We start from the raw sequence: 11906 nt of genomic DNA, 5'->3' as shown, positions 1-11906 counted from the left end.
CTTAAAATAGAGCAGGAGGTGCCCTTAAAGCGAATAAACTGCCTTTAAAAAAGGTTGAAACCGATTGTGTGTAAATGTAAATCGGTTTACTTTCAATTTGAGCTTTTTGAAAAATTACAGTCTGAAACGAATTCGGAATAAAAGTACTAAATGCAAAATGACAAACATGACATTTTGTATCTACTTCATGACTGTGTGTTATTTCCTTTTGATTGGCACTGTTATGATGCTCACAAGGTTTTTCTGAAAGTTGTTTGAAAAAGTGTTCGTAAGAGTGCACCGTTTGAAACAGCATGGCAAACAATACTGCAAAAGCGGCTAAGAAATTTACAATTACGATTCTATTTTTCATTTAGTGGCATTTCTGTTTATTAAATGTCTCATAGTAAAACAGATAATCGCAACAGGGTTGCAAATATAGACATCTTATTTTGAAATACTATAAATGCAACATTTTTTATATTTTAATTTAGGAAAAATCCCTTTGTTTACTACGACTTCACAGGTTACTGTATAAAAGTTGAAGCGTATAAAAATCAGAAGATCCTTCAAAATATTTATGTAAAACTTCCTGAAAAATAGGTTCGGAATTTTGAACACTCGCAAAAAGTGTCATACACGATTGCAGTTTTGCAACATCGTTTATTCCGAAAATATTGCTAACTGTTTCTTCTTCCTTTTTGACTAATTCTGAAGTAATTTCGACAAGATGTTTTCCTAGAATTGGATGTTCTAGAAAAGCAATGGCTTCGTCAGCATTTTTGATTTCGTAAAATTTGGAAGTATCACTCGAACCCATTCCTTTGATTTGCGGAAAAATAAACCACATCCAAGGAGATTCTTTTTTACCATTTTTAATTTCGTCCAATGCGGTCAAATACAATTTGTTCTGAGCATCTAAAAAACGAAGCAGTTCATTGTTGTTGTAGGTCATTTATGTATTGATATTTTGGGGCTATCAGGTGATAAAACTACTAAAAATAGAATTACTTGTATATTATCAAATCCTTTTTTTAATGGTAATTTTAATGAAATAAGTTAAAAAAGAAACATTTAAAAAATAACATAGTCAGCCTCTAAAACTATAAGATATTATTTCTGATTTTTTGAAGTTAGATCTTTATTTAATAGAAAAAATCGTATTAAGAACGTTTTTTATTGTTATAAAAGTCAGTTTTAATTGGGGATTCTGTTATGATTTTCCTATTTTTACGAAACAGGCGGTTTCAAAACTGTCGTTTTAATTAAAATTTCAATTGATATTAACCACTTAAATATCAATAATTCTAACGAGTCATTTTGCTCAATTAAAAAAACAAATGCTTATGAAAATAGGATTAATCGGATTCGGAAAAACTGGAAAATCAGTAGCTTCAATATTATTAGAAAATAAAAAATTCTGTTTAGAATGGGTTTTAAGACAAAGTACAGTTTTAGAACACAGATCTGTTCCTGAATTTTTTGGAGTGCAATCAGACGAACCCGGCTTAATCTATTCAAGTTCTCATACTTCTGTAGAAGAATTATTAGAAAAACATCCTGTAGATGTGATTATCGATTTTTCTTCAAGTGAAGGAATCTACACTTACGGAGAAACAGCTGCAAAAAACAAAGTAAAGATTATTTCAGCAATCTCACATTATAAAGAGAAAGAACTAAAATTACTAAAGAAACTTGCTGATAAAACCACTGTTTTTTGGTCGCCCAATATTACATTGGGAGTTAATTTTTTATTGTTTGCTGCTAAGTTTTTGAAGAAAATAGCGCCTTCGGTTGATATTGAAGTAAACGAAGAACATTTTAAAGCCAAAGAAGGAACATCTGGAACAGCTTTAAAAATCGCAGAAGCTCTTGATGTCGATAGCGAAAATATTAATGTAGTGAGAGCAGGAGGAATTGTTGGCAAACATGAAGTTATCTTTGGATTTCCATTTCAAACCGTACGTTTAATTCATGAATCGATTTCGAGAGAAGCTTTTGGAAACGGAGTAATTTTTGTTGCCGAAAATATAAAAGAGAAAGAAAATGGATTATATAATTTTGAGGATATTTTGACGCCGTATTTTGCGGTTTAAGAGTGGTCTTTAAACAAAAAAAGTCGCTAAGTTTTATAAAATACTTAGCGACTTTTTTTTGCTATTTCCCTATAATTTCTTTTCGATGTAAAGTTCCCCAGTCTTTTAGAGCCATAATAACATTAGTAAGCGATTTACTATGTTCGGTTCTTGAATATTCTACCGTTGGTGGAAAAGTATCATACACTTTTCTAATAACCAGTTTATTGATTTCAAGATCTTTTAATTCTTTAGACAGCATTTTATCTGTAATTCCGTTAATGTCTTTAGAAATTTCCTTGAACCGCTTAGGACGATCAGAAAGTGCGATTAAAATGGGAAGTTTCCATCTTCCGCTTAAAATTTCCAATGCATCTCTAACAGGCAGAAGTGCTGCCATGCATTCTGTTGGTTTACAATCTTTTTCTGCTATTTCGCTTAAAATATCTGTGCTTGTTTCCATGTTTTTTGCTTTACTATCTTCGAGGATAGCACTATCCTCAAGGATAGTACTATAAAAGAGATAGTAAATGTAGATAAGTTTGTATCGTAAAACAAATAATGATACAATTATGAGCCAAAAAATTCTAAAAATAATAACAAGCACTAATGGAGAAAATTCATTTAGTAATCAATTATCTAACGCAGTTGTAGCAAAATTGACAGCAGGACAACCTGATACAGAAGTACAGACACTTGACCTAACTAAAACACCTTTGCCATATTTAACAAATACTCATATTAGTGCTGTTTATACTCCTGCAGAAGCACATTCAGAGGAACAAAAGACAGCGCTTCAATATTCAGACGAAGCAATTCAGACTTTATTGGATTCTGATGCTATTGTAATTGGAGTTCCTTTGTACAATTTCGGAATTCCAGCTGTTTTAAAAGGTTGGATCGATCAAGTGGCCAGAGCAGGAAAGACTTTTAGTTACGCTGACGGATCGCCAAAAGGATTGGTAGCGAACAAAAAAGTATATTTAGCGATTGCATCTGGAGCAATATTTTCCGAAGGTCCATACAAAAGTTATGATTTTTCAGAATCCTATTTACGAACCGTTCTAGGTTTCTTAGGAATGACAGATGTAACGACATTTAGAGTAGAAGGAACTGCAATTCCAGATTTCGCAGCAAATGCATTACCAAAAGCATTATCTTCAGTCGAAGAATTTGCTTTTTAATAAAAATTGAAACAAAAAATTCCAGTTGTAATGACTGGAATTTTTGAATGTTTTAGTTTTTATATCTTTCTTCAAGATGCTTTTTTTCATCAAAACGATTTGCAGAAAGATCATCTAGAATTTGAAGAAATGAAATATCCATTTTAAAAAACATATTATCTGTATCGTAAGCAATTGAATACACATTCAATTCTTCATCAACAGCAAGAGAATTTCCGTCTTCAAGACCGTAGAAGGTATAGAAAATCTTTCCGTCAATTTCTTCATCAAATAGCTCATTATAATCTAATCTTTCTTGGATGGCTTCATCTAGACTATCATAAAAAAGATCTATTTTTCGAGGCGGAAAATCAAAATTAGAGATATCAATGCTATTGTTTCTAACCTTAGAAAAGTCAAATTCTTTGAAATCATAATTGGAATGATTGATTTTTAATGCCCAAATCAAATTATCCCAAATCAGGATTTCTACTTCTTCAAATCGTTGGTTAACTTTTGAAAATATTCGAAGTCCAGAAATTTTACTGTTTTTGCCTCTAATTTTATATTTGAAATAGTTTTCTCCTGGATAATAGATTTCAGTGTATTTGAAATCAGGATGTAAATCGAATTTTTTAAAACCTTCAAAGTTATTGAGTTTTGCCTGAGTTTTTAAATCAGATAACTGGTCAGGCAAAGCATTCATTATACCATGAAAAAGCTTTTTCTGTCCTTCAATAATTAAACGAGATTTGTACTTTGGAAATAGAGATGACAATGTTTTTTGAATGACGTTCATTATTTTTCGATTATCATAGTTACACCTTGTCCACCAGCAGCACAGATCGAGATAAATCCTTTGCCAGAACCCTTTTCGTTCAACAGTTTTGCCATAACACCGATTAATCGACCTCCAGTTGCGGCAAATGGGTGTGCAGCAGCTAAACTGCTTCCTTTTACATTTAATTTATTTCGGTCAATTGCGCCAAGTGCTTTTTTTAAACCTATTTCGGCGCTTAATTCGGGACTTTCCCAGATTTTTAAAGAGGCTAAAGTCTGTGCAGCAAAAGCTTCGTGAATTTCATAATAATCAAAATCCTGAAAATTTAATCCTGCTTTTTCTAGCATTCTAGAAGCGGCAAACAAGGGAGCCAATAAAAGATTTTGTTGTTTTTTGACATATTCAATTGCTGCAATTTCTGCAAACGTAATATAAGCCAGAATCGGAAGTCCTTGTTCTTTTGCCCATTCTTCGCTGGCTAAAAGAATACAAGATGCCCCATCTGTTAAAGGAGTAGAATTTCCTGCTGTCAAAGTTCCGTTTACTTTATCAAAAGCAGGTTTTAGTTTAGCTAATTTTTCTATTGTGCTGTCTCTCCTTAGATTATTATCTTTTTCTAATCCGTTAAAAGGAGTTATCATATCATCAAAAAATCCTTCATCATAAGCTTTTGCCATATTCAAATGACTCTTTAAAGCAAATTGATCTTGTTCTTCTCTGGAAATTTTATAATATTTTGCAGTGATTTCGGTATGTCCTCCCATTGAAAGTCCCGTTTGTGATTCTTCGTTTTTAGGAACCAGCGGGCTCAAATCTTTTGGGCGAAGTTTAAGAAATGTTTTAATTTTTCCACCTAGAGATTTTGCATTTCTGGCTTCCAATAAAATTTTTCTAAGTTTTTCACTAACAGCAATTGGCATATCGCTGATCGAATCTACGCCGCCAGCAATTCCGCAATCAATTTGACCAAGGGCAATTTTGTTGGCAATATAGATAGCGCTTTCAATTCCTGTATCGCATGCTTGTTGTAAATCACATGCTGGAGTTGCAGGATCTAGACTGGTTTGCATGACACATTCACGAATTAAGTTATTGTCGTAAGTGTGTTTTATTACCGCACCACCAGCGACTTCACCTAATAATTTTCCTTTTAAATCATATTTATCAATAAGACCATTTAAGGTAGCAATCATCATTTCTTTGTTTCCAACATTTGAATAAGCCGTATTGGCTCTCGCGAAGGGAATTCTGTTATAACCTACAATGGCTACTTTTCTTATGGTATCAGATTTCATATTAGTGTTTATTAGGTGAATTTGTTTTTGGATTTCGGAATATAAAGATAAAAATAGATTTTGTTATGAAGCTTAATGTAGATTAATATTTAAGAGGAAATAACTTAAAAAGAGTATAGTTCCGCTTTGTTTTATTACGGATGTGCTATAAAATGTTACATTTATTTAGAATGGATAAAAATAATTTGGATAAGTTAAGATTTGAATATACTTTTGGGCAACAATTTTAAATCAAAACCAAAATGAAAATAATTTTTAATAAAGGAATCTGCTTTTTTGCTTTTCTTTTGTGTTCTATGACCATGATGGGACAGGAATTTGGAAAAGTGGCGGGAAAAATTTCTTTAAGTGGTAATACTGCAGCTGAAAATATTTCTGTTACACTAAAAGGAACAAAATATTCTGATGTTACAACTGTTTCTGGATATTATGAAATTACAAGAGTAAAACCAGGTAACTATACTATTGTTGTTCGAGCAGTAGGTATTGCTCCAGTTGAAGCAAATATTGTGGTCACGGCAAAACAAACTGCCACAAAAAACTTCTCACTAAACGAAAGTCAGGAAGATCTTCAAGAAGTTGTCATTAAAAAAAATAAATACAAGCAGGACAAACCTTCTATGTCACTGCGTCTTCAGACTCCTGTTTTAGAGATTCCTCAAAACGTACAGATTGTGAGTGGTCAAACTTTAAAAGACCAGCAGATTACAAGTATGAGTGATGGGGTAATTCGTAATGTGAGTGGTGCTGTTCGTTTGGAGCACTGGGGAGATTTGTATACGAATATTACAATGAGAGGTTCACAAATTCAGGCTTTTAGAAATGGCTTCAACGTTGTTTCTTCTTTCTGGGGACCATTGACAGAGGATATGAGTTTTGTAGATCATATTGAATTTGTAAAAGGACCAGCTGGTTTCATGCTTTCAAGCGGTGATCCAAGCGGATTGTACAATGTAGTGACTAAAAAACCAACGGGAGTTACAAAAGGTGAGGTAAGTGCTATAGTAGGAAGTAATGATTTCTATAGAGTAAGTGTTGACTTTGATGGTAAATTAGATAAAAAAGGAAAATTATTATATAGATTTAATGGTGCGGCGCAAAAGAAAAGATCACACCGCCCATTTGAGCACAACGATCGTTATGTACTTGCACCTGTGGTTTCATACCAAGTTGATGATAAAACGAAATTGACATTTGAATACAATTTTCAATATGCAAATATGACAGAAGTTGGTTCGTATTATATTTTTGGACCAAAGGCTGGCGGTTATGCTACTATGCCACGTGATTTTACTATGACGGCGCCTGGTTTACCAGATACAAATATTCAGGATCATAGTGGTTATTTACAATTCGAACATAAGTTTGATGATAACTGGAAATTGACTGCTCAGACTTCTTATTTCAAATATATTCAGCAAGGATATAGTTCTTGGCCAAGTTTAGTTGGGCCGTCTGAAATAGATACCGATGGAGACAAGGTTCCAGATAAATTCCTTGCAGATGGTGATATCATTAGAAATGTAGGTATTTGGGATGCAGATAGTAATATGTTTTTAGGACAAATATTTGTGAACGGAAAATTCAATACAGGAAATGTTTCGCATAAAATATTAGGAGGAATAGATTTAGGAAGCAAAGATTATATGGCAGATTGGGGACAATCTCATGATTTAGATACGCTTGATGATCCATTTAATATTTTTAACCCAAATTACGGAACGCCTTCAAATGGTTTCCCGCAATTTGATCACGATACACCTCTAAGCCAAAGAGCGGGTGGTCTTTATGGTTCAAAATATGCAGCTGGATATATTCAGGATGAACTTGGTTTTTTTGAAAACAAGTTGAGAGTAACACTTGCAGCAAGATATACATGGATCAAACAGACTAACAGCTATGAAGAACCGCAGGAAGACAGTCACATAACACCACGTTTTGGAGCAAGTTATTCTGTTACTAAAGACTTTGCCGTTTATGGATTATATGATCAAGCTTTTACACCGCAATCTGGAGTTGTTAGCAATGGTGGTGAGTTAAAGCCTTTAACAGGTAATAACGTTGAATTTGGTCTTAAAAAAGATTGGTTTGATGGTTCTTGGAATACTACTTTATCTGTCTATAGTATTCTTAAGAAAAATGAATTAACTGCAGATCCTTCAAGTACTCCTGCTAATCCAACAAAAATTGTATTAGGTGAGAAAAGAGCTCGAGGGTTTGAATTTGATTTAAGAGGAAAAATATTTGATGGTCTAAATCTTATTGCAAATTATGCATTTACAGAGTCAGTGGTAACTAAAGTTGATCCTCGTGTTTCCGATATTAATGATATTCATGTTGGTGATGTTGTTCCTGGGTATTCAAAACATACTGCAAATGCTTGGTTAAACTATACTATTCAATCTGGTAAAATGAAAGGATTTGGTGCTTCTGTAGGAGGGACTTTTCTTGACGGACGTCAAACGGATACATGGGGTGATGGTCTTGAAAAATTGCCTACTTACTTTAAGTTAGACGGAGGTTTATCTTATGAAATCGGAAAAGTAAAAGTTACAGCAAACGTATTTAATATTCTGGATAAATACTTATACAGTGGTTCTTACTACGAGTGGTTACAAGCTTACTACTGGCAGTCTGAACCTGGAAGAAACTTTAGAGTTGGTGTTACCTACAAATTCTAAACTGATTTGTTTTCGTTGAAAAATTACAAATCTTTAAAAAAAGCATCTGACTTGGCAGATGCTTTTTTGTTTTTTGAGGTTCAAAGTTGCAAAGATGCAAAGTTACAAAGTAACAAAGGTTCAAAGTAACAAAGGGGTAAAAAGGCTTTTAAGTTGCCTCCAGTTTTAACTGGAGGTATAAGTAGGGTCGAAAAAAAAGGCTTTAGCCAAACTTACAAAGTTTGGCTAAAGCCTTTTGACTTATTTTCTTATCCAGCTAGAGTTGGAGTTTATTTAAATTGTTAAATAAAAAATCCTTTCTAATCTTTTAATCTGTGGCAAAAGAAAACTATCCTTTTTTAATCAAAGGAATTAATTTTGTTCCGATTAATTCTATAGCGTTCATTAGTTGTTTGTGCGTCAATCCAGCATTATCCATTTGGAATGTAAATCGGTCAACGCCTCCAAGTGCTTCACTGTGACGAAGGATTTTTTCTGCAGCTCGTTCCGGACTACCAACAATTAAAACACCTAAGTCATCAATTAATCCGTCAAATTTTCCTTTGGTTACGGGAGGCCAACCTCTTTCATATCCTAATTTGGTCCATAATTCGGCATAACCGGGATAATAATCAGCGATTGCGTTTTCTGTTGTAGTACCAACGTATCCAGGAGAATGCAATCCGACTTTTAGCTCTTCTGGTTTGTAGCCTGCTGCTTTTCCTGCCTCACGATACAAATCAACTAATGGTTGAAAACGATGTGTTTGTCCGCCAATAACGGCTACCATTAGCGGAAGACCAAGTGAACCTGCTCTTATAAAAGATTCAGGTGTTCCGCCGACTCCTAGCCAAATAGGTAATTTTTCTTGAATTGCTCTCGGATAAATAGGAAGATTATTTAGTGCTGGACGAAATTTTCCTTGCCACGTTACAAACTCATTATCACGAATTTGCAATAATAAATCGAGTTTTTCGCTGAAAAGCGCATCATAATCATTTAAATTGTATCCAAAAAGGGGGTAAGCTTCAATAGAAGAACCACGACCAACCACAATTTCGGCTCTTCCTTTAGAAATTAAATCTAAGGTTGCAAAACTTTGATATACTCTTACAGGATCTGCAGCACTTAAAACTGAAACAGCACTTGCTAAACGTATATTTTTTGTTCTAGAAGCTGCCGCACTTAAAATAACTGCAGTGGCAGAATCTAAAAATTCTTTTTTATGATGTTCCCCAATTCCGAAAACATCAAGACCAACCTGATCTGCAAGTTCAATTCGTTCCAAAAGCTGATCCATTGCATCAACACTGCTCAACGTATTGTTATCGCCATACATTGCCGAAGCAAAACTGTCTATTCCTATTTCCATTTTTTTTTAGCTTTAAGCTTTAGGCAATAAGCTGTAAGCATTTAGAAAGCCTAAAGCTTACTGCTTATAGCCTACAGCAATATTAATGTGAAAAACCAAACGAAATACTGATAATGATAATCAGAATTACAATCAAAGTAATTCCAACATACAGGTAATCTTTTTCCAGTAAAAAAGAAAACAACGATAGTAAGACGCGCAATACTGGCGTTAAGAAAAGCAAAATAATTCCTGTAAATATTAACGAGGCACCATCTCCCTGAATTGCTCCATTATAAATTATAGCAATTACTTCAAATATATTGCGGTCATTTTCTTTAAAAACAGAATAATCTTCAATCTGGCTTCCATTGTGAAGTAAGTAAACAATTCCGCCAATAAAAGCAACTGATAACGAAATCCAGACACCATAACGAAGTAAGTTTCCTATGATGGTTTGAAAATCTTTTTCTCCAAATTTTTCTTCTTGTGTCATATTAGATTTTTCCATTTAGTCCGTTATAAATCATATTTACTGCCAAAACAAAAATCAGGCAGGCAAAAAAGATTCTCAATTTCTTCGGATTTGTTTTTACTAAAATTTTGGCTCCAGCCATTGCTCCAAACAAAACACCGATTACAACCGGCATACAAATTCCAGGTTCAATATATCCTTTTTGAATATAGATTACAGAACTCGCCATTGCCGTAACTCCCATCATAAAGTTACTGGTTGTTGTAGAAACCTTGAAAGGAACTCTCATAATATTGTCCATTGCAATTACTTTAAAAGCTCCAGAACCAATTCCGAGTAAACCAGACATCATTCCCGCAACTCCCATCATACTGAAACCGCCAATAACATTTTTAGTTCCGTATTTTATAATTTCGCCGTTGTGTGCAGGATAAGTTCCGTCTAATTTTAGTTTTTTAGCCAAAGGACTAGATTCTAAAACAATGTGTTCTTCTTTTTTTCTAAGCGAATTAATAGCAGAGAAAATCAGGGTTAAACCGAATAAAACGGCAATAAAAGAAGTAGGAGCAACAGTAGAAAGAAGTGCACCGCATACAGCACCAATTGTGGTTGCGATTTCGAGAAAAATTCCCATTCGCATATTGGTAATTCCTTCTTTTACATAAGCAGCAGCAGAACCCGAAGAAGTAGCAATTACAGAAACCAAAGCAGCTCCAATTGCATAATGAATGTCGACACCAAGTAGAATCGTAAGAAGCGGAATGATGATAATCCCCCCGCCCAAGCCTGATAATGAACCGATAAAGCCTGCTAAAAAGGCTCCCAGAATCATTATTAGCGTAAAGGTAAGTATTGTCATTTAAGATATGTTTTTGTATCTGCTAATTTACGAATACAAATTTGGACAGGAACTTAAATATACCTTAAAAATTTTTTTAGTCTCGGTCTTCAGTCGCAGTCTCAGTTTTTGGTGACAGTTGCGATCTTGTACTTTCGTTTAAAAGTTTTTTAAAATTTAAAATTTTGAGAAAACCTATCCTCCAACATTGGAAACTGAGACTGCGACTGAGACTGAAAACTGGGACTGAGACTGAAAACTAAAAAACTAAACCTTAAGTCTCAACTTAGTAGGAGGGTAGCCAAAGATTCTTTTAAAAGCGATGCTGAAATTAGAAACATTTTGATAACCTGAAAGAAGGCTTATTTCCTGAATAGAAAGAGAAGTATCCGTTAAATAATGTCTGGCATTGTTCATTCTGATTTCCTGCAGATAACCAAAAACCGTGTCACCAAAAACCGTTTTAAAACCTTCTTTTAGTTTGGTTTGATTAACGCCAATTTTACGCGCCAGTTCTACAATAGTAAAAGGATTATCGATATTTTCGCGGATGAGCTGTGCAGCAAATTTTATTTTATCGACATCGCTTCCGTTGAGGTTGATCGCTTCTTTTTGTTGATCTAAATCATGATGACTTAAAGCTATAAGTTCATAAATTTTAGATTCTATATAGATTTTTCGGGTAAGACCTTTGTAAAAACAGTTTTTTATATCCTGAATAACACTAAAAATCTTGGCGCCAATTTTAATTTCTCCTTTAGCTAAAGCAGTACTGTTGTTGGTCTGAATATTATTTAGAAACTGATCCATCACTTTCGATTCTCCTTCGTATTTAGTGAGAACATTAACAGGAAGATGAATGTCGAAAGTATTGTAAATAATATCTTTTTTAAAGTCAATTTTGGCGTGATTATCTTCTGCAGAAAGAAAGGTAATATTGCCTGACATCGGTGCAGCAAAATCTTTTACAGAGCCTGGATTAATGTAGCCTATTTTCTGATTAGAAAGATTAAAATGCATTTCTAAAAGCGAGGAATCTCCTCTTCCTGTCATAGATACATCATCGTGCAATTGGTAGTTTCCCTGCACAATAGATAATTCTTCAGTAATAGAATGTTCATGAAATAAAATGTCACCCTTAGGTGTTACAAACTTAATATCCTTTTCATCTTCAATTTCTATTTCTGAAAGACCAGTGTTGATGGCTGGATCAGTTTCGAGAAAATCAGCAAAATCATTTGTATCAATTTTAAATGCCATCCCTTATACTTCTAATTTCATAATTAATA

General features: G+C 33.8%; 12 protein-coding genes. 3 read left to right on the top strand and 9 right to left on the bottom strand.

The features are described from left to right. Window position 1 precedes the first annotated feature (1 nt). Window positions 2-352, bottom strand: a complete 351-nt coding sequence (locus NQQ59_RS03505) for a hypothetical protein (RefSeq protein ID WP_144213669.1) — start codon at window positions 350-352, stop codon at window positions 2-4. A 147-nt stretch (window positions 353-499) separates the two neighbouring features. Further along, window positions 500-934 (bottom strand): DUF1810 domain-containing protein, encoded by a 435-nt coding sequence (locus NQQ59_RS03500; protein WP_144213667.1) that lies wholly within the window; start codon window positions 932-934, stop codon window positions 500-502. Between the two features lie 391 nt (window positions 935-1325). Here NQQ59_RS03500 and NQQ59_RS03495 point away from each other — a divergent pair, with 391 nt between their 5' ends. After that, window positions 1326-2075, top strand: coding sequence for a 4-hydroxy-tetrahydrodipicolinate reductase (locus tag NQQ59_RS03495; protein WP_144213665.1), 750 nt, complete (start codon window positions 1326-1328; stop codon window positions 2073-2075). 61 nt (window positions 2076-2136) lie between these two features. On the opposite strand, the gene NQQ59_RS03490 is transcribed toward NQQ59_RS03495, so the two are convergent. Beyond that, window positions 2137-2517, bottom strand: coding sequence for a winged helix-turn-helix transcriptional regulator (locus NQQ59_RS03490; RefSeq protein ID WP_144213663.1), 381 nt, complete (start codon window positions 2515-2517; stop codon window positions 2137-2139). A 109-nt stretch (window positions 2518-2626) separates the two neighbouring features. On the opposite strand from NQQ59_RS03490, the gene NQQ59_RS03485 reads away from it, so the two are divergent. Beyond that, the gene (locus NQQ59_RS03485) at window positions 2627-3238 is read left to right on the top strand and encodes an FMN-dependent NADH-azoreductase (protein WP_144213661.1); all 612 of its coding nucleotides are present in this window, start codon (window positions 2627-2629) and stop codon (window positions 3236-3238) included. Window positions 3239-3290: 52 nt separating this feature from the next. On the opposite strand, the gene NQQ59_RS03480 is transcribed toward NQQ59_RS03485, so the two are convergent. Continuing rightward, complete coding sequence (locus NQQ59_RS03480; RefSeq protein WP_144213659.1) at window positions 3291-4016, bottom strand: hypothetical protein; 726 nt, start codon at window positions 4014-4016, stop codon at window positions 3291-3293. Then, the gene (locus NQQ59_RS03475; RefSeq protein WP_144213657.1) at window positions 4016-5293 is read right to left on the bottom strand and encodes an acetyl-CoA C-acetyltransferase; all 1278 of its coding nucleotides are present in this window, start codon (window positions 5291-5293) and stop codon (window positions 4016-4018) included. Before NQQ59_RS03475 ends, NQQ59_RS03480 begins: the two co-directional genes overlap by 1 nt. Before the next feature lie 242 nt (window positions 5294-5535). On the opposite strand from NQQ59_RS03475, the gene NQQ59_RS03470 reads away from it, so the two are divergent. Next, entirely contained in the window at window positions 5536-7974 is a 2439-nt protein-coding gene (locus tag NQQ59_RS03470; RefSeq protein WP_144213655.1) for a TonB-dependent receptor, read from the top strand. A 328-nt stretch (window positions 7975-8302) separates the two neighbouring features. On the opposite strand, the gene NQQ59_RS03465 is transcribed toward NQQ59_RS03470, so the two are convergent. From NQQ59_RS03465 to NQQ59_RS03450, 4 genes are all read right to left on the bottom strand, one after another. Continuing rightward, window positions 8303-9325, bottom strand: a complete 1023-nt coding sequence (locus tag NQQ59_RS03465) for an LLM class flavin-dependent oxidoreductase (protein ID WP_144213653.1) — start codon at window positions 9323-9325, stop codon at window positions 8303-8305. A gap of 82 nt (window positions 9326-9407) precedes the next feature. After that, a complete protein-coding gene (locus NQQ59_RS03460; protein WP_144213651.1) occupies window positions 9408-9815 on the bottom strand; it encodes a DUF1634 domain-containing protein in 408 nt (135 codons plus the stop codon). Then, window positions 9802-10638, bottom strand: a complete 837-nt coding sequence (locus tag NQQ59_RS03455; protein ID WP_144213649.1) for a sulfite exporter TauE/SafE family protein — start codon at window positions 10636-10638, stop codon at window positions 9802-9804. The genes NQQ59_RS03460 and NQQ59_RS03455 overlap by 14 nt, the downstream gene beginning before the upstream one ends. 246 nt (window positions 10639-10884) lie before the next feature. Then, window positions 10885-11877 carry a helix-turn-helix domain-containing protein gene (locus NQQ59_RS03450; RefSeq protein ID WP_144213647.1) on the bottom strand — a complete coding sequence of 331 codons (993 nt, stop codon included), beginning with the start codon at window positions 11875-11877 and terminating at the stop codon, window positions 10885-10887. Between the last annotated feature and the right edge of the window lie 29 nt (window positions 11878-11906).

It is taken from the genome of Flavobacterium panacis (assembly GCF_024649945.1).
GTDB classification, from domain to species: domain Bacteria; phylum Bacteroidota; class Bacteroidia; order Flavobacteriales; family Flavobacteriaceae; genus Flavobacterium; species Flavobacterium panacis.
This window is presented reverse-complemented; position numbering and strand designations above follow the sequence as displayed.

Coding starts and splice junctions, on each gene's coding strand:
- NQQ59_RS03465 (WP_144213653.1), bottom strand. CDS start 9,325: ATGGAAATAGGAATAGACAGTTTTGCTTCGGCAATGTATGGCGATAAC.
- NQQ59_RS03485 (WP_144213661.1), top strand. CDS start 2,627: ATGAGCCAAAAAATTCTAAAAATAATAACAAGCACTAATGGAGAAAAT.
- NQQ59_RS03500 (WP_144213667.1), bottom strand. CDS start 934: ATGACCTACAACAACAATGAACTGCTTCGTTTTTTAGATGCTCAGAAC.
- NQQ59_RS03460 (WP_144213651.1), bottom strand. CDS start 9,815: ATGGAAAAATCTAATATGACACAAGAAGAAAAATTTGGAGAAAAAGAT.
- NQQ59_RS03490 (WP_144213663.1), bottom strand. CDS start 2,517: ATGGAAACAAGCACAGATATTTTAAGCGAAATAGCAGAAAAAGATTGT.
- NQQ59_RS03455 (WP_144213649.1), bottom strand. CDS start 10,638: ATGACAATACTTACCTTTACGCTAATAATGATTCTGGGAGCCTTTTTA.
- NQQ59_RS03495 (WP_144213665.1), top strand. CDS start 1,326: ATGAAAATAGGATTAATCGGATTCGGAAAAACTGGAAAATCAGTAGCT.
- NQQ59_RS03475 (WP_144213657.1), bottom strand. CDS start 5,293: ATGAAATCTGATACCATAAGAAAAGTAGCCATTGTAGGTTATAACAGA.
- NQQ59_RS03480 (WP_144213659.1), bottom strand. CDS start 4,016: ATGAACGTCATTCAAAAAACATTGTCATCTCTATTTCCAAAGTACAAA.
- NQQ59_RS03505 (WP_144213669.1), bottom strand. CDS start 352: ATGAAAAATAGAATCGTAATTGTAAATTTCTTAGCCGCTTTTGCAGTA.
- NQQ59_RS03470 (WP_144213655.1), top strand. CDS start 5,536: ATGAAAATAATTTTTAATAAAGGAATCTGCTTTTTTGCTTTTCTTTTG.
- NQQ59_RS03450 (WP_144213647.1), bottom strand. CDS start 11,877: ATGGCATTTAAAATTGATACAAATGATTTTGCTGATTTTCTCGAAACT.